The sequence below is a fragment of the Mucilaginibacter sp. genome, assembly GCF_025362475.1.
GTDB lineage: Bacteria > Bacteroidota > Bacteroidia > Sphingobacteriales > Sphingobacteriaceae > Mucilaginibacter.
Genome location: NZ_JANYGH010000055.1, coordinates 24,273 through 42,606 on the forward strand (window position 1 = coordinate 24,273; position 18,334 = coordinate 42,606).

Annotated in this window: 17 protein-coding genes; 12 read left to right on the top strand and 5 right to left on the bottom strand. The window is 38.7% G+C overall.

Going from position 1 to position 18,334, the window contains the following annotated elements; translation table 11 throughout:
- Nucleotides 1-70 precede the first annotated feature (70 nt).
- The 4 genes from Q0R88_RS17585 (at nt 71) to Q0R88_RS17600 (ending at nt 4,116) form a co-directional block, all read left to right on the top strand.
- The gene (locus tag Q0R88_RS17585; protein ID WP_295718607.1) at nt 71-1,309 is read left to right on the top strand and encodes a nucleoside recognition domain-containing protein; all 1,239 of its coding nucleotides are present in this window, start codon (nt 71-73) and stop codon (nt 1,307-1,309) included.
- 136 nt (nt 1,310-1,445) lie between these two features.
- Nucleotides 1,446-1,811 (top strand): hypothetical protein, encoded by a 366-nt coding sequence (locus tag Q0R88_RS17590; protein WP_295718608.1) that lies wholly within the window; start codon nt 1,446-1,448, stop codon nt 1,809-1,811.
- Between the two features lie 302 nt (nt 1,812-2,113).
- The gene (locus tag Q0R88_RS17595) at nt 2,114-2,746 is read left to right on the top strand and encodes a sigma-70 family RNA polymerase sigma factor (protein ID WP_295718611.1); all 633 of its coding nucleotides are present in this window, start codon (nt 2,114-2,116) and stop codon (nt 2,744-2,746) included.
- On the top strand, nt 2,743-4,116 hold the full coding sequence (locus tag Q0R88_RS17600; RefSeq protein WP_295718614.1) for a hypothetical protein: 1,374 nt from the start codon (nt 2,743-2,745) through the stop codon (nt 4,114-4,116). The genes Q0R88_RS17595 and Q0R88_RS17600 overlap by 4 nt, the downstream gene beginning before the upstream one ends.
- A gap of 63 nt (nt 4,117-4,179) precedes the next feature.
- Here the strand turns inward: Q0R88_RS17600 and Q0R88_RS17605 are convergent, their stop codons facing one another.
- Nucleotides 4,180-4,794, bottom strand: coding sequence for a 2OG-Fe(II) oxygenase (locus Q0R88_RS17605; RefSeq protein ID WP_295718616.1), 615 nt, complete (start codon nt 4,792-4,794; stop codon nt 4,180-4,182).
- A gap of 48 nt (nt 4,795-4,842) precedes the next feature.
- Nucleotides 4,843-5,505, bottom strand: a complete 663-nt coding sequence (locus Q0R88_RS17610) for an NAD-dependent epimerase/dehydratase family protein (RefSeq protein WP_295718618.1) — start codon at nt 5,503-5,505, stop codon at nt 4,843-4,845.
- A gap of 159 nt (nt 5,506-5,664) precedes the next feature.
- On the opposite strand from Q0R88_RS17610, the gene Q0R88_RS17615 reads away from it, so the two are divergent.
- The 8 genes from Q0R88_RS17615 to Q0R88_RS17650 are packed head-to-tail and all read left to right on the top strand — an operon-like array spanning nt 5,665 to nt 15,086.
- On the top strand, nt 5,665-6,492 hold the full coding sequence (locus tag Q0R88_RS17615; RefSeq protein WP_295718621.1) for a glycosyltransferase family 2 protein: 828 nt from the start codon (nt 5,665-5,667) through the stop codon (nt 6,490-6,492).
- A gap of 15 nt (nt 6,493-6,507) precedes the next feature.
- Nucleotides 6,508-7,923 carry an oligosaccharide flippase family protein gene (locus Q0R88_RS17620; RefSeq protein ID WP_295718622.1) on the top strand — a complete coding sequence of 472 codons (1,416 nt, stop codon included), beginning with the start codon at nt 6,508-6,510 and terminating at the stop codon, nt 7,921-7,923.
- A gap of 52 nt (nt 7,924-7,975) precedes the next feature.
- A complete protein-coding gene (locus Q0R88_RS17625) occupies nt 7,976-9,667 on the top strand; it encodes a hypothetical protein (protein ID WP_295718624.1) in 1,692 nt (563 codons plus the stop codon).
- Nucleotides 9,657-10,625: a glycosyltransferase gene (locus tag Q0R88_RS17630; protein ID WP_295718626.1), complete on the top strand. Its 969-nt coding sequence runs from the start codon at nt 9,657-9,659 to the stop codon at nt 10,623-10,625. Before Q0R88_RS17625 ends, Q0R88_RS17630 begins: the two co-directional genes overlap by 11 nt.
- Nucleotides 10,622-11,692, top strand: a complete 1,071-nt coding sequence (locus tag Q0R88_RS17635; protein WP_295718628.1) for a glycosyltransferase family 4 protein — start codon at nt 10,622-10,624, stop codon at nt 11,690-11,692. The genes Q0R88_RS17630 and Q0R88_RS17635 overlap by 4 nt, the downstream gene beginning before the upstream one ends.
- 1 nt (nt 11,693) lies before the next feature.
- The gene (locus Q0R88_RS17640; RefSeq protein ID WP_295718629.1) at nt 11,694-12,836 is read left to right on the top strand and encodes a DUF1972 domain-containing protein; all 1,143 of its coding nucleotides are present in this window, start codon (nt 11,694-11,696) and stop codon (nt 12,834-12,836) included.
- On the top strand, nt 12,799-14,115 hold the full coding sequence (locus Q0R88_RS17645) for an O-antigen ligase family protein (protein WP_295718632.1): 1,317 nt from the start codon (nt 12,799-12,801) through the stop codon (nt 14,113-14,115). The genes Q0R88_RS17640 and Q0R88_RS17645 overlap by 38 nt, the downstream gene beginning before the upstream one ends.
- Before the next feature lie 5 nt (nt 14,116-14,120).
- Nucleotides 14,121-15,086: a hypothetical protein gene (locus Q0R88_RS17650; protein WP_295718634.1), complete on the top strand. Its 966-nt coding sequence runs from the start codon at nt 14,121-14,123 to the stop codon at nt 15,084-15,086.
- Nucleotides 15,087-15,133: 47 nt separating this feature from the next.
- Here Q0R88_RS17650 and Q0R88_RS17655 read toward each other — a convergent pair whose 3' ends face one another.
- Genes Q0R88_RS17655 through Q0R88_RS17665 form a run of 3 tightly spaced genes read right to left on the bottom strand, consistent with a single transcriptional unit; the run spans nt 15,134 to nt 18,332 of the window.
- Entirely contained in the window at nt 15,134-15,994 is an 861-nt protein-coding gene (locus tag Q0R88_RS17655) for a DMT family transporter (RefSeq protein ID WP_295718636.1), read from the bottom strand.
- Between the two features lie 53 nt (nt 15,995-16,047).
- A complete protein-coding gene (locus Q0R88_RS17660) occupies nt 16,048-16,863 on the bottom strand; it encodes a class I SAM-dependent methyltransferase (RefSeq protein ID WP_295718639.1) in 816 nt (271 codons plus the stop codon).
- Entirely contained in the window at nt 16,860-18,332 is a 1,473-nt protein-coding gene (locus Q0R88_RS17665) for a radical SAM protein (protein WP_295718642.1), read from the bottom strand. The genes Q0R88_RS17660 and Q0R88_RS17665 overlap by 4 nt, the downstream gene beginning before the upstream one ends.
- Between the last annotated feature and the right edge of the window lie 2 nt (nt 18,333-18,334).

An 18,334-nucleotide genomic window follows, 5' to 3' on the forward strand; every position in this document is an offset into this window, starting at 1 on the left:
TAAGTATTTAAAGATTGTTATTTCATATTAAAATACAAAACCATTAACTTCAAAGCCTTAAACATAGCTAATGGCCCTTAATTATATCTGGATAGCATTTTTCCTTATCGCTTTTGTTGTTGCCCTCGTTAAGCTTATATTTTTAGGCGATGTAGAAGCATTTAAATTATTGGTTGACGGCATTTTTAGTTCCTCAAAATCATCGGTGATGGATATTGCGCTGCCGCTGGTTGGTGCCATGGCTTTTTGGCTGGGCATTTTAAATGTTGGTGAAAAAGCAGGTGCTATAAATTTTCTTTCGCGCATTGTAGGTCCATTTTTCAGTCGCCTGTTTCCCGAAGTTCCTAAAAAGCATCCTGCAGTTGGGCAAATGCTCATGAATTTTTCAGCCAACCTACTCGGATTGGATAATGCCGCTACCCCACTTGGACTAAAAGCAATGGGAAGCTTGCAGGAGTTAAATTCCGATAAAGATACCGCCTCAAACGCGCAGATTATGTTCCTTGTGTTACATACCTCGGGTTTGCAAATGTTACCGGTTACCATTATAGCCCAGCGTGCCATCCTTAATGCTAAAGACCCCGCCGATATATTTTTACCCTGTGTAATAGCAACTTATGTGGCTACTGTTGTGGGCTTATTGGTGGTGGCCGTTAAACAAAAAATCAATCTGTTTGATAGGGTGATTATCACGTGGCTTGGTGGCGTAACCGCTTTTATAACCCTGGTAGTTTGGTATTTCACCACGCACCTATCCAAAGACGAGATCAGCACCGTATCAAAAGTGGTGAGTAACTTTCTGTTGTTTGCCATTCCTGTTATTTTTATTGTTGGGGGATTGATCAAAAAAATCAATGTATTTGATGTTTTTGTTGAGGGTGCAAAAAGCGGATTCGAAACTTCGGTAAAAATTATCCCCTACCTGGTTGCCATGCTGGTGGGCATTAGCGTATTTCGCAGTTGCGGAGCTTTGGATTATATGAACGAAGGCTTACGCTGGGTTTGTACGAAAGCAAGTTTAAATACGCGCTTTGTAGATGCGATGCCGGTGGCCTATATGAAACCCTTAAGTGGATCGGGCTCAAAGGCGATGATGATAGATGTAATGAAAACTTTTGGCCCCGATAGTTTTGCCGGACGATTGGGAAGCATATTCAATGGCTCGGCCGATACTACTTTTTATATTGTTGCGCTGTATTTTGGTACTGTAGGTATTAAAAAATCAAGGTATGCTATCCCCGCCGGTTTAATTGCTGATGCGGCCGGTATTATAACTGCCATTTTCCTGGCTTATTTGTTTTTTGGATAGTATCATACTTTGTTTTACTGTTTTATTTAAGTTTACATATTGTAGTTTTATTATTAATAACAATCTTCATTGGTTTACCGTATAAACCGTTTTTATTTTTACACCCTGTATATTTAAAATCATATAACCTAAATTGATGGAGAAAATCTATCCAAAATCAAAACCTGAACTTTCCTACCTCAAAGACAAACAGCATAAAAAGAAAACGGCTATGACCGGCGTGTGGGTGCTGGTGGTTTTCGGAATTATTTTTACTGCAGTAATAGCAAAGTTTGCTACCTCAGGCGGCTCATCAGATATTTTATCCTTCACAACATTTCCCAATAGCGATGATGCTTACCAGGTAGCAAAAGAATACATCAGTCCTACTGTAAAGGCTGGAAACCTGGTGTTTGCCGAAGATCGTTATCAATTTGCCAAAAAATCCGATTCGGTATTTGTTATTAAATCATATGTTACCTCAATTGATGAAAAGGGTGCGAAGATTAAAACCAATTTTTAGATCATATTAAAATATAATGGTGGCCCAAAAGGTGTTCAGGATAATTGGACTATGGTTGATATGAATGAAAATACTGACTGACCGGGTTAGTTAAAAAATGTTTTTCTCATCTAAATGATGAGTATTTTTTAATTGTTTTATTGTTGCGTAGTCTTGTTTTCTATATATTTAGAGATAAAATAATGCTATAAAACAATATTTATAAATCCTTAAAAAAAGTAAACGTTGTGGCAACCTTTAGTTGCTGAATACCGTGTTAACTGCAGATAAGGAAATTTAAAAAAGGTTGGAAGCCCGCATATATGGGAGAAGCAGAACTACAACAGTTAATTGCAGGCTGTTTACAGCATAACCGGAAGGACCAGAAAATGCTTTATAAGGCGTTTTATGGTTTTGCTATGAGTATATGCCTGCGATATGCCGGTAATAGGTATGAAGCTTCTGAGATCATGAACCAGGGGTTTTTAAAAGTGTTCACCAATTTGCAAAAATATGATACAGGCAGGCCCTTTATAGCCTGGGTAGGCCGTATCATGATGAATACATCGGTTGATTATTACAGGAGTAACCTGAAACTTTCACTCAATGATGATTTGGATGCTGCTGAAGATGTAGGACATAATGAATTACCTGACCAGAAATTAAATTACGACGACCTTATTGGGATGATACAGCAATTACCCAATGCTTACCGCACGGTGTTTAACCTGTTTGCGATTGAGGGTTTTTCGCACGAGGAGATAGCAACACAACTGGGTATTAGCACAGGTACATCAAAATCAAACCTGTTTAAAGCCAGAGAAAAATTAAAGAATATGGTAATTAATTCCAGACGGCTTCCGGATGCAAATTCCGGTGACTCACAACAAACCATTGTTGCAATAGGTGCGGTGAGTATCAGCATGTCTGTTTTGATTCAATTAATAATAAGATGAAAGAGAAATACGAAAATAAATTGGATCAATTATTCAAAGACGGGTTATCCGGCTCTGAGGATCGCTTTGCTTTTCGTGAGGAGGATTGGGAATCAATGGAAGCATTGCTGGATAACAAATCCGGCAAAAAGAAAGTATTGTTTCGCATAATTTATTATGCATCGGGTATTGCCGCATTATTACTGCTTGCTATCGGCTTATATTTATATACCAATAACGATAAAACAGATCCAACAAAAACGAATTTACACAGCAAAAACACTAAAAATAATCCCCAAAAGGATGGCTTACAAAGTGGCGATCCGGTTAAAGTGCCTGCGGCTAAGCTACCTGGTCAGGAGGAAAGCTTGGGTAGTAACAATACTCAAAATCAATCGCTTGATCCATCGAATCATCCTAACACAGGTAAACATCAGTTTAGCCCATTTTCTGGTATAACACCTTCAACTGGTTACAACGCTTTGGCGGTAGATACCAATGCCGCCCGTAGCAATAATTTAATAACCAGGAGTAAAAAAGATACTATTACTGATAAGGTTAATAATTTGATTGCTAATAATGCATTACCAAATAACAAAACACAAAACGTAAATGTGGCGGCAGTTGATACCATAACAGAAAAAAAAGCGGTGCTGGATGCAAAAAAGCAAATGGCGGCTATAAATACGCAGGGTAAAAACGGCAGTGCCGATACCATAACGGATAAAAACGCAGTACAAGAGGCAAAAAAACAAATAGCCGCTATTAAAGCATCTGCCATAAAAAACCGGCCGCAGTTTGCAATTAGTATACTGGCGGCATCTGATGCTAACGCTGTTAATTCATTTAATCGCAGCCAGGCAGGTACTAATTATGGAGTGCAGTTTTCGGTACGCTTAACAAAGAAATTATTTATAAGCACCGGTGCATCTTATGCTATTAAGCCGTATTCAACCAATTATGACAGTTACAATTCGGCATCCTACAATCCATCTGTAATACCTACCAATATACAGGCAAATTGCAAGGTTCTTGATGTTCCTTTAAATATTAGTTATCAACTATATTCGAGAGGAAGCAACGCTATCGCGCTGGGTACCGGTTTATCCTCCTATTTTATGCTGAAAGAAAATTACAGGTTTGATTATTCGGCCGAAAGCGGATGGAAGCCTTATAATCTGGAGATCAAAAATCAAAATACTCACCTGTTTAGTGTGCTTAATATCAATGCAAATTATCAGCGCAAAATAAACTCAAAATTCAGCGCGGTAATACAACCGTATATGAAGCTGCCGCTTACAGGCATTGGCAATGGCAGGGTCGATTTAAAATCAACAGGTATTGCACTTGGTGTAAACTGGAATTTAAATTCGGTATTAGGGCCTAAATAACGTACGGATGTATTTAAATAATGAACGGGATCATTTAATCCCGTTTATTATTTAACCAAACCTTTAATGATCTACCTTTAGCCAGCCGGTTATACTCATCCTTGATTTTTGCGTGCATAAAACTTCATGTAAAAGTTCGTTGCTTTTAAAAAACACCGTTCTTCCGTTTTCGGGGCTGATGTTTTGGTAAGTATTGTTTTGATGAATACACAGCTCGCCCCCATCAGCAGCTTGCCAATCAGTATTTAGATACATGATCATGGAGTATTTTCGGCTATCGTTATTCTGAAACTGATCAAGATGCTTTTTATAAAAAGCCCCCTTTTGGTATAATGTGTAATGGAATTCGTAGCCGGTAATGCCGGTATAGCATGTTTGGTTTAAATAGCCTACAAAGTTATCCATCAGATCGAAAAAAACATTCTCACAAGGCGTATCATGCTTACGGTCGAGCCAGTAAATGCTATCACCCCGTACTAATTGGTTATTAACCACTATACGATCATTACCAATACCGGCAGAAAGGAGTTGATTTTGCTGAAAAAGCGATATGAGATTTTGTTTTAGATCAGCAGCCAGTGTATCACTTAAAAAGTGATCGGCAATGCCCACCTTATTGTTTATATAACTATCAATAAGGCAATTAAAGGTATCTTCCAATAAATGGTGGTTTAGCATGTTACCTGGCAAATACCGGCATGTTGCTAAAGGTAACCTTTTAAAGCGCTATTTAGCCAAAGCAATTATATCTTTTCCTTCAATCACTTTTTTAGGATATGGCTGATTCACAATGTGTATCATGGCAGCGGCAAGCTCCTTTAGTGTACAAAATCCATTGGGGTAAAGCGCACGGCCAATGGGGAATAGCCAGTTTATATATTTGTAATAGCTATGTGTATTTGATAGGCCTTCTATAGGTTTAATAAAACCCGGTCGTAAAGCATACACCTGTTTAAAGGGTAGTTTCATCAGGTCGTTTTCGGTTTTACCTTTTACTGCGGCCCAGCCATTGCCTTTTTCCTTACTATCGGTACCCGCTCCTGATATATAGCAAAAAGTCATATCTGGATTTAGTTTTGCCAATGTTTCGGCCACATGCATGGTGAGTGTATAGGTAAGTTCATAATATTCATCGGCTTTTTTGCCAACAGAGGTTACACCCAAACAAAAGAAACAAGCGTTATACCCGGTAAGCTTATCGCTAATTGCTGACAGATCAAGGAAATCGGCATGGATGATCTCCTTTAGTTTGGGGTGAGAAACTCCGGAGGGTTTCCTGTTAATTACTAAAACCTGCTCAACGTCGGGATTTTGCAAACACTCATGCATTACCCCCTCGCCTACCATTCCGGTTGCTCCGGTAACAATTGCTTTTATTCCAGTTTTCATATGTAAAAGTATCTATATAAAATGGAGTGTTTAGGTTGATTAACTGATATTACTAAAATAAGTTTTTGGTGCTATGGGCAACCTTTTGCGTAAAATCAGCGATATAATTAATAGATACGTGTTGCTTGATTTGCCAGGCACAGCTAAAAATTTAACCGCATGACTTCTATTTCTGTTGTTATTATCACCAAAAATGAGGCTGAGATGTTGGCCAAAAGTATGCCCATACTAAAGCAGATCACCGATGATATTATTGTAATAGATAACGGCAGCACAGATGGTACGCTAAAAATAGCGGCTCAAAACGGATGCAGGGCTTATCATAAAAACTGGGATGGTTATGGCGCTAATAAAAACAAAGGAATTCAACTGGCCCTTAATAATTGGATACTGAGTATTGATGCCGATGAAATACCGGATGAAACGCTTATAAGATCAATAAAAGCATTGAATTTTGACGATGAGAAAGTAGTTTATGATATTGATTATAAAGCTTATTACGGCAATAAACTCATTCGTTTTGGTAATTGGGGGCGAGATCATCATATCCGCATTTTTAACCGGACCCAGGTAAAATGGGCCGAGCCCACAGTGCATGAAACTTTAATCCTCCCAAAAGAGGCTGTGGTGAAAAAATTGAAAGGTCACATTCAGCATTACTCAGTGAAAAATGAGCAAGAGCATGAAGCAAAAACAATTCATTATGCACAGCTTAGCGCTATTAAATATTTAAAGTGCGGCAAAAAGGCAGGTTTTATGAAAATGTACCTTGCGCCTTTATTTCATTTTGTAAAAATCTATTTATTTTTTTTAGGATTTTTGGATGGCAAAGAAGGTTTTAAAATTGCAAAAATGGCATTTAAAAATACAAGGTTAAAATATCACTACCTTAGTGAAGCTTCGCAAACCATTAGGCAAAAAAAATTGTATAAGCCGGCCAGGCAGGTTATGCCTTACAAGTTTAAAGCCAATACGCGTGTTGAATAAACCGGTTAGCCGTTCATGAAAAATAAGCTGGTACACAATCTTTCGGCAAATACGTTGCAGCTTGTCATAAACCAGTTGTTTGGCTTATTTATATTTTACATCCTTTCGGTAAATCTTGATAAAAACAGCTTTGGCCAGGTTAACCTGGCCTTGGCCGTGCTGTTATCCGCATTTAATATTCTCTCCTTTGGTATTGACCAGGTTGTCATCAAAAAAGTAGCCCATGGAGATGATGCTCAAGCTGTATTATCACTTTACGTATTCCATGTAATTTTAACTGGTGCATTCTTTTATGCGATATTGTTAATCAGTAAAATGTTTTTTGTGCAAGACGGGGATTTATACAGGCTGATACTACTGATAGGTATTGGTAAGTTGATGATGTTCTTTTCCACACCGTTAAAACAGGTAACCAGCGGTATGGAACGCTTTAAGTTGTTATCATCCATGTTAGTGGTGTCGAACATAATTAGGGGTGCAGGATTAATTATATTGGCATTATTACACCTTGTTAGCATCAATTTCATAATTGGGGTTTTTATAGCGGGGGATACGATAGAATTACTGGTAAGCGTTCATCTTTTCAGGAAATATATCAAAATACCGGTATTTGCGCGATGGAATAAAACAGCATACTTATTGTTGTTACGAGAATCGTTACCGCAGGTGGGTGTGGTACTCATCACATCGGCTTTGGCCCGGTTTGATTGGTTGTTTATCGGGTTCATGGTATCGGCAGTAAAGCTTGCCGAATATAGCTTTGCATATAAAGTATTTGAGATCTCTACTTTACCTTTGCTCGCGATAGCACCCTTGTTAATTCCCAAATTCACCAAATTGTTTAAAAGCGGGAATTCCCGTCCGGCGGATCTGATGCTGCTGATCAGGATAGAACTCGTTATAGCCGTATTTACGGGCTTGCTGCTAAATTTATGTTGGAATCCTGTGATTGATATCCTTACTAAGGGAAAATACGGAGCTGTTAATACCCATACAATATTTATCCTCTCTCTTTGCATGCCCCTTTTATATTTTAATAATTTTTTGTGGACCATATCATTCGTGCAAAACCGGCTAAAAATGATCTTCCATTCATTCCTTATTACTTTTGGTGTAAATGTAATTGGCGATTTGGTATTAATACCTATTTATAAAAACGAGGGGGCCGCCATTGCCTTTTTATTGGCATGCCTGGTACAGTCTGTTTTTTATTGCTCAAAAAATCAAAGCTTTGGATTTAAGGGCGCTTTTACGTCCTTGATTATTTGTACCGGATGCGCATTAATTAGTATTTTTTCAGCAAGGTTTTTATTTCAAAATTTGTGGGTGGCAGGCGCGCTTTCAGTTATGTTTTATTTTGTTTCCCTGCTTATTACCATGCAACTAAGGGTTGATGACCGTAAAAGCTTAATTAGGATTTTAAATAGCTAAATAAAGCGTTTTCAAGGTTTATAAAGGCAACCAATCCCATTTTGAGGTCGTAATGACTTTAAGAAAACCCAGGGAAATGTTGATTGACAAAGCAATTTTTTATTTTAATGAGAAGATAAAAAACAAGGTGGATTTAAAGCTCCTTGCCTTTTTGCTTTTGTTTTTAAATGTAAAGTTGGTCATTAAAATTCCGGTCATCATCCTGTTTACTTTACTGCAATTCAATTTTAAATTCGGTTTCAGTTTTAAAAACTCCCGTTTACCAATTTTTTATCCTTTGGTTATAGCCATAGCTGTTTTCAATTGGCTTATTGGTAATAACTACGCTAATCTTAACTATACAGTGGTGCTTTTAACCGGCATCGGTTTTTGGATTGTTTGTATCCTGGCCATTCACCAGGTTAAACTGGCAGTTGAGCAAAATGATCCGGCAGTGATTCATCAAACCATTATTGTGTTTTTCATTATAAACGCGCTGTTTTCTGTGGGCAACCTCGCTGTTATTTTTTTAGATACGCATGCCATTAATCCTTATACCTACCAGGCCCAGCTTCAGAAATACTTCATTAACACCGGCGATTATGTAAGGGGGATCACTTTTGATACTTCAACTACCAATGCTGTGTTGAATGCTGCCGGTGTAATATATTTCCTGGTTCGCAAAAATGCGCTCATGCTTTTTGTTTGTATGGCTACCCTCCTGCTTACCGGCAGTAACTTTATCAATATTGTTATCCTGCTGATATTTTTGCTGGTATTTGCTTTCCGGAGCAATCGCTATCAAAAAAGCCTGATCGTAATTTGCCTCGTTTTCCTGAGTGTTTTTATGGCGAAAATATCCCCGCAAAACAACAACTATGCAACAGATACGGTAAAGACTTTGCTTCATAAAGATGTATCTGTAGCAAAGCCCTCGATATGGGCAAACGTCCAAATCAGATTTAGACCAGATAGCGTACTGAACGCTGATGAGCGCAGGCAAAAGATAGCTAAAATATTTATGGATAGCGTTTACACTGTAAAGCATCTACATGATAAAGCGATCACAAACGCCGAGAGCAAGGTTTATGTAGTAGATGGTGGCCGTATTGCCATTAAAGGACCTGATATCAATTCGGCCTCCTATCAAAGCAGTAAACAAACACCCCCCGAACAAGAAAAACTCGTTCAATTTATAGATGCACATAAAAAGGAGCTGCCAATTTCAGGTAAAGAAACTCCGGAGTCAACTCCAACTACGCCAGGCAAGATTAAAGGTTTTTTACAAACTGCCTTTTTTTTGCAAAAACATTTAAACAATACAATTACCGGTATTGGCATGGGGAATTTTTCATCCAAACTGGCATTCCGGGCTACCGGGCTTGGTTTTGCTGGCGGCTATCCGCATAAATTTGTTTATATCAATCATGATTTTATGGTGAATCATCTTGATGTGTACCTTAATTATTTTAGCAAAAGGGCTGGTTTGCATTCACTAACCAATAGTCCTTTTTCTGTTTACGATCAACTACTCGCCGAATATGGATTGATTGGCATTGCAGGGTTTTTCATTTACTACCTGGGCTTTTTTGCCAAACATCACAGCGTGTTAACTTATGGTTTGCCCATTTTGCTTTTAATGCTGGCTGTTTTTTTCATAGAATACTGGATTGAACAACTATCAGTGGTGGTGTTTTTTGAACTGTTGCTTTTGCTTAATATAAAAGAAAACTCAACCCTTAAACCGTTAACAAATGAATTTTGATATTCCCAAAATAACGGTTTTGATGCCGGCTTATAATGCAGAGAAATATATTGGTGACGCCATTGAATCTGTATTGAGGCAAACTTTTGCTGATTTTGAGTTATTGATAGTTAACGACGGATCGACAGATGATACGGTTGAGGTGATTGGGGCATTTAATGACCCCCGTATTGTGGTTATATATCAGGACAATAAAGGTATAGCCAATGCCTTAAATTATGGTTTAAAATATGCCCGTGCACCGTTTATTGCCCGTTTTGATGCCGATGATATTTGCTACCCCGAAAGGTTGCAGCTGCAATATGACTTCATGGTAGCCAATCTCGAATACAGCGTTATAGGTTCGGCAGCAGACTATATTGATATGGATGGGCATTTTCTATTTACACATAAACCTCCGGCATTTAATAATGAGGAGATCCAGAAGCTTAAATATTCGGTTTGCCCATTCATCCATTCCTGCGTTTTTTACAAAAAGGATATGGTTATCAGTAAGGGGGGCTATAATGAGCATGCTTATACCTTTGAAGATCATTTTTTATGGGTAAATATCCTTAAAGATCAAAAGGCTTGTAATCTTGCTCAACCACTTATTAAAGTGAGGCTCAACCCCGAATCTGTTACTATTGATGAAAAGTGGAGGCCGCGCAAATTCAGGCATATTAAATATACTACTCTTAAAAACCGCGCTATAAGTATCAGCGAGGGTAACTTGCTGGCTAAGATTGGCGAAAAACAATATTCAGCTAAAATTAAGCAGGGTTCTTATTATGCGCTTTGTGGTAAAAAATTATTGCTCAATAATTTTCAGCCACAAAAGGCCCGTTTATATGCCGCAAGAGCCATCAGCATATCTCCGCTTAGGTTAGATAACTACCTATTGTACACAGTTAGTTATTTTCCAGCGGGTATAATCTCCTGGTTGCATAAATTCATTTCGGGAGGGCCAGCGTTATGAAAGTAGCATTTATAACCCGGTCTACATTGTATACTGCCCCTGGTGGTGATACTGTTCAGGTTGTTCAAACTGCCCGTCACCTTACATTTATGGGTATCACCGCCGAAATAAAACTGGCAAACGAGCATATCAATTACAACAGTTATGATCTGCTGCATTTTTTTAACCTCAGTCGCCCCGCCGATATTTTGTATCACAGCTATAAGGCGGAAAAACCCTTTGTGGTGTCAACTATCCTTTGCAACTACAGTGAATATGATCAGCAACACCGCAAAGGCTTAGGCAGGCTGCTCAGGTACTTACCGACTGATGGTGTTGAATATGTTAAAACAATGGCAAGATTTCTGCTCGGCCGTGACGGAATGGCCAGCATGTCGTACACATGGAAGGGGCAGCGTAAAAGCATCATGGATATTTTACGCCGTACGGCTATGATCCTGCCAAATTCACAATCAGAATATCAGCGTGTATTGAACAATTACCCTGGCGAAGTAAAGCATATGGTAATACCAAACGGCACAGATCAGCATTTATTTAAATATGATGGATCCGTCATCAAAGACGATAAACAGGTTATTTGTGCCGCGCGAATAGAGGGAATTAAAAACCAGTTGAACCTCATTAAAGCATTAAATAACACCGCGTACCACCTGCTACTTATCGGGGGCCATGCGCCAAACCAGGCGGCGTATTACCGTGAATGCCGGGATATAGCTGCTGATAATATTGAATTTGTTGACCAGGTACCCCAGCATCAGCTGGTAAAATACTATGCCCGCGCCAGGGTACATGTGTTACCCAGCTGGTTTGAAACCACGGGCTTAAGTTCAATAGAAGCTGCGCTGATGGCTTGTAATGTAGTTATTAGTGATAAGGGTGATGTGAGGGAATATTTTGGCAATGATGCCTTTTATTGCGACCCTGCTTCACCACAAAGTATATTCAATGCAATAGAAAAGGCAAGTCAGTCACCCGTTAATAATCATTTGAGAAATAAGATCCTTGAAAAATATACATGGAAACACGCCGCAACACAAACGCTAAAAGCATATCAATCTGTATTATAACATGAAACTACGCATAGCAATATTAGGAACCAGGGGCATACCGAATTACTACGGAGGGTTTGAGCATATATCAGAATATGTATCTGCCGGCCTGGTAAAACATGGCCACGCTGTAACTGTTTATAATTCGCACAACCACCCCTATTCAAAGGATAACTGGAATGGTGTGGAGATAAGGCACTGTTATGATCCTGAATACCTTATAGGTACTGCCGGTCAGTTTATTTATGATATGAACTGCCTGCTTGATGCCCGCAAAAGAAATTTTGATGTGGTAATGCTCATGGGGTATACCAGCAGCTCGGTTTGGGGGCCGCTTTATCCTAAAAACAGTACTATTATTTCCAATATGGATGGCATGGAATGGAAAAGATCAAAATATTCCAGGGCCGTACAAAAATTTCTGAAATATGCCGAAAAACTGGCGGTGCAATACAGTCAGTACTATGTTGCCGATTCGATGGTGATAAAATCATACCTAAAGGATAAGTACAACATTGATAGTAAGTATATTCCATATGGCGCAGATGTTTTCACTGATATTGAACGCGAGCAATACCATTTTACACAAGCTGTTAAAGAAGACTACTTTTTGCTGATGGCACGCATGGAGCCTGAAAACAATATCGAAACCATATTAGAGGGTTTTAATAAAAGTAACTCCACTAAAAGTTTTAAAGTTTTGGGGAATACCGATAACCGATTTGGAAAATTCATCACCAATAGATTTGCCAATGATGAACGGATCCAATTCAAAGGGGCCATTTTTGATACGCCTAAAGTTAGGTCGTTGCAAAACAACTCCTACCTGTATTTCCATGGGCATAGCGTTGGTGGTACAAACCCTTCTCTTTTAGAAGCCATGGCCAGTGAAGCCTTAATAGCCGCGCACAACAACCCTTTCAATAAATCAGTATTAAATAAGGATGCGTTTTATTTTTCAAATGCTGCAGAGGTAACTCAACTAGTGGAGAATGTTCAACGGAAGGATCTGGAAAAAAATATGGTAATGAATAACCTACGCAAAATAAAATACCAGTTTAATTGGGAGCGGGTTATTGATCAATACGAAGAATTTATTGTAGAGAGCTATAAACGTAAAAACTATGAAGCAATTGTTGCTGATATGCGATACCAACGCTAATAAGATAAGTTACTTTCACATCATGTTGCTGATGGCAAGCCTGCCGTTTGATAGGTTTTACAGCCATATTATATTGATTAGCTTTATAATTCATACACTTATCTACTTTAAAAAAGGAACGCTGGTATCGGTCTTTACTGTAAAAACGGCAGTATTACAATCGGTATTCTTAGTATCGCTGATTGCTACGGTTTATTCCCTTTACCGCTCCCAGGCTATTAACGAGTTAACATTACGCTTGCCTGCTTTGTTGTTTCCTGTTGTGTTTGCACTTAATGCCCTCGATTTTAAAAAATACAGATCAAATTTATTGCTGGCATTTGGCCTTGTTTGTACGGCAACCATAATTTATTTATATGTCGATGCCCTTATAACCATCAGATACTACCATTTACCCATAAAAACAATATTATCAGCTGCATTTACCAATCATAACTTCTCGGAACCAATTGATATGCATGCCACCTTTTTTTCCCTTCAGCTGGTAATAGGGTTGGTATATTTATTAACCCTGCTGTTTAAACCCTTGGCGTTATCGTTAAAGCTGCTTTATGGCGTCTGTTGTTTTATACTATTATGTGGTATTATTCAATTAAGTTCAAAATCTATATTGGCAGTGTTGTTCCTGATTGTTAACCTGGCACTTCCATATTGCCTGTTCCTGGGCAAAAAAAGGCTCACATTTATGTTAGTAGGGCTCGCTTTGTCAACTTTGGCCTTTGTTATAGTTTTAAATGGAAAATCGTTCAATGAACGGTATATAACCAGTTTAAAAGATGATTTTGCTGTTGCCAGACCAGGCGAAAGTACCGATCCCCGCCTGGCCCGTTGGCATGTGGTGGTCGAACTAATAAAGCAACGGCCGTTAATGGGTTATGGTTCGGGCTCAGAGGTTTCCTTACTGCATGATGAATTTTTTAAGGCTAAAATGTATAGTTCGTTTCTTGCAGGTTTAAATTCCCATAATCAATACCTCAGTTTTATAATGAAATCGGGCGTTTGGGGTTTGCTTGTCTATTTGCTTACACTGGGCTACGGATTTAAAATGGCCTTTAAAAAAAAGGACCTGGTTTTTATCAGTTTTATGCTGGTAATAGCTATCGTATCCTTATCCGAAAACGTGCTGGATGCGGACAAGGGTGTTATGTTTTACAGCTTTTTCTTTGCGTTTTTCTTATTTTCCGATAGCTCAGAAAAATCATCCCTCGCCGGCAAAAACAAATCACATGAAAATTCAAACGAGATAGCAACCAACCGTTTAACAGTTACGTCATACTAATATATATGCAGATCAGGTCCGCTTTTAGTCAAAATTTAACCATCAATAAAGTGTCAGAAATTAAAAAGAACATATTGGCTACCCTGGCCTATTTTGATGCGTTTAATTATCCACTCACCCGCGAGGAAGTTTGCCTGTTTTTGCCCGTAAAATATGAGTGGAAAACGTTTGATGAAGCATTGGCTTGTTTAGTGGGCGGCCGGTTAATATTTCGTTTTGATAAGTATTATAGTCTTAAAAATGATCAATACCTGGTACAGCGTCGCAACAAGGGAAACCAAAAAGCCTTTGAGATGATAAAAACCGCTTATAAGGTTGGTAACCTGCTAATTAGGTTTCCTTATGTGCGTGGGATTGCCATTTCTGGCTCTCTCTCAAAAAATTATGCAGATGATGCATCTGATATTGATCTCTTTATTATTACGGCCCCTAATCGTCTCTGGATAGCACGTACGTTGATGCATTGTTTCAAAAAATTAACTTTTTTGGTTAATAGGCAACATTGCTTTTGCATGAACTATTACATTGACGAATGCGAGCCTGAAATTGCCGAAAAAAATATTTATACCGCCACAGAAGTAGTAACACTAATACCCATACAAGGCGATACTACCTTTGCTGATTTTTTTACTGCAAACGCCTGGACACTAAAATATCTGCCTAATCATATCATGAGGGTATCAACGGCTAAAGCATTAAAAAAGAATATTTTAAAAAGTTTATTTGAGGTATTACTGAATAATAAAGTTGGCGACAGCCTGGATGATAAATTGATGAAAATTACCGCCGATAGATGGAATCTTAAAACGCAGCAAAAAAGAGTAAACAATCATGGCACCGTATTGGCAATGGTAACCGGCAAACATTTTGCCAAACCAGATCCCGCAAACTTCCAGTTTAAATTGATTAGCCGCTTTGAAGCTAAAGTTGCACAACTATTAGAAGAAAATCAGCACAGTGTGGCTAATTGATCTACTTAATTAACAGCTGAATTATCTGGCAATATTGGATGATTTTCTTAACCCTTCATTTTAGAAATAACCAGGCCCGAAACTACCAGTAATGTACCTGCAATAGCATAAATGGTAATGCTTTCGCCAAGTAACAGGTATCCAAAAGCATATCCAAATACAGGTGTAACATACAGCCAGGTACCGGCTGTAACAGCATCCTGCCCTACCAGGTGGAGCCATAGCTGATTGGCTATAAATGAAAGTACAACGATTAACCAAAAGAGCGACAGAAACAAGTTAAGATCGACATGATGGATGTGATTTTGATGAAACAAGGGGCAAAAAGGTAAAAGTATTATCCCTCCCACAAATACCTGCCAGATGTTAAAGGATACATTTGGTAACGAAATATTTAAAGTTGAAAAATAAACGCTGCTTGATGCATAAGCCAGTACATAGATGGTCAACAATAAGATGCCTATAGGTTTTATAGTGGCATTAGGCAATGCTGTTGCAGAAGCAAGTACCAGGCCGGTAAAGGCAATAAGCATACCCACAATTTCAAACCGTGTAAGCTTTCTCTTTAAAATTAATGATGAAAACAAAGCGATTAATAATGGAGCTACCGCTATAAACAACATACTAATACCGGCCGAGGCGTAACGTTGGGCAGCAAAAAAAGACCCCAGTGTTAAGGTAGTGCATAAAAAGCCGTAAATAAATATGCTTTTCCATTCGTGTTTTAAAGGCCAGAATCGCTCCTTCCTGAATAAACCAAAGTACGGGCCAAAAAACAAACCGGTTGCTATAAATCTTATACTGGCCAACATCAGGGCATCTGCAGAGTGTATTCCTAACTTAACAGCAACAGACCCTGTAGCCCAAAGCATGCTAAACAATAAACCAGGAATAATTTTTTTAAACATGGGCGTGGCGATTTGCCCGGCAAAGTTATTTTTTCAAGGCTTATAATGGTCATTTATTTTTTCTCTAATGAAATAATAAAGTAATCGCCAATATGCTTCCAGGGCCATGTGCTTTTTAATTTGTCTTCTTTATTCTTCAGGAATTTATAAGTTATAGGATGTTTTTCTGCAAAGCCTTCTATATATGAAGGAGGCACTATCGTACATAAACCTTCCAGCTTTAACACTTTAAATGAATTTTGTAAAGTGTTTATAATAAATGAGTTGCTATAATAAAAGCATTTGAAATAAGCACCTTCAACGTGTGCTAATCGTCCCTTGCTGCTAAATAAACGCCTAAATGCTGTTTTAAACTTTCCTTTAAAAATCAACAATGTTTCCCATAAGCAAAATGGAGTAATGATAACCATCGTTACTTTTCCTCCGGGCTTTAAAAGGGCATCAAATGATAATAAAACCTTATCCAGTTCGGCGGTACAATTTAAGCCGCCGAAATTGGAGAAAATATGATCATATGGCCCTTTTTGATTTAATTGACTAAGTTGAGTAAACGAGCAGGTTTCAAAGCTGATATGATCCCGATAAGGTGCGGATTTTTGCTCCAATATATTTTGCATGCCTGTTGATATATCAGTTGCATGTACGTAATGACCTTGCTTAGCGAAGAAGAGGGCATCCTCACCCGTGCCGCTGTTAAGCTCGAGTATCCTGCTGCCGGGCTTTAAATACTGTAATACATGATCTCTTACTCTTGCTCTTTTATAATTAATAATGGCATTGTTTGAGTAAATTTCGTCAAATACCACTGATTGCCTGCTGAAGGCATCAGAAGCATTTGCCTCATTATTTGTAAAGGTGACTTCACTCATAGCGCTTTTTCCAATTTGCTTAATTTAAACCCGGCTATCAGGGTGGCTGGGGCATGGTATATCAATGAAACCGCTTTCCTGATTCGTTTTATATTGGGGTTAAGTGGATTTTTAAACAGCTTGATAAGATTATATTTTGCCAGGTGGGCATGATAGTTCTGATGCACATATTTATGTAACTGCTTGTAATAGGCCGGACTAAAGGTATTACTAAACATCAGCGCCATCTCGTCAGAATCTGTCCAGTTGGTTTTTTGCTGCATGTTGGCTTTTACCTTTTCATAAAATAAGGTACCAGGCAGTGGGTATGATACCGATATGCCGATCTCATACGGTAACAGATCGTTAATCATGTTGATGGTAAGCGCAATATCGTCCTTTGTTTCGCCGGGATAGCCAAACTGTATAAAAAACGATGGTTTTATACCATGGCTTTTCATCAGTTGTGTTGCTGCAGAGATCTGGTGAATGGTAGTTCCTTTATCCATGGCGTCCAATATTTTTTGCGAACCGCTTTCTGCCCCTATCCAAACATTATCGCAGCCAGAGGCCGCCAGCGCGCTTACATTTTCATCATCCAAAAGCAGGTCGGCACGGGATTGAAGCTTGTACCTGAACCGTAAGCCCTCCTGTTTAACAAGTTTGGCAAACTCATTAACCCAACCTGGTTTCAATCCAAAAATATCATCACAGAACCATATGTGATCCATGTTGAACATGTTCTTCAATAGTTTCAGTTCGGTTATCACGTTCTCTGGGCTGCGTGAATTGTACCGGTTGCCATAAATGGGCTTGGCGCACCAGTTACATTTAAAGGGGCATCCGCGCGTGGTACCAATGTTCATGGAAAAATACCCAGCATGTTTTACCCAGCTTTCCTTATAAGGAGTAATATCAATCAAATCCCAGGCTGGTAAAGGCAATGCATCCAGGTTTTTTAATACAGGGCGGGCAACGGTTTTAAATGCAGCATCGTTTTTTAAATAAGCAAGTCCTGGTATTTGTGAAAAATCCTCTTCTCGATTCTTAATCGCACTTGTTAGCTCAAGAAGGGTTTGTTCGGCTTCGCCAATTATTACAAAGTTGGCACCCTCCAGCAAATACTCTTTATATCTGTCGGTAGAGTCTGAGCTTGAAACTATTACCGTGCAGCCGCGGTCTTTAGCCAGTTTACACATTTTAAAAGCAGCCTCCCGCATATTGGTAAGGCACATTTTGGTGAGGTAATTGAACCCATCATCATAAATTACAAAAAAGCCCGGTTTGATTTGTTCAATCACAGGTATAATCTCTTCTGCCGTGTGCGAAAACATGTTATCGAAAAACGAAACTTCGTAGCCGTTCATCCGCATATTTGAGGCTGCATACAATGTTCCCAAAGGGGCATATGGTTGCCCCATGGCCCATTGCTTTGGGTCGAACCGCAAAAAATAGGAATGCGTAAACAATATGTTATTTAACTGGTTCATAA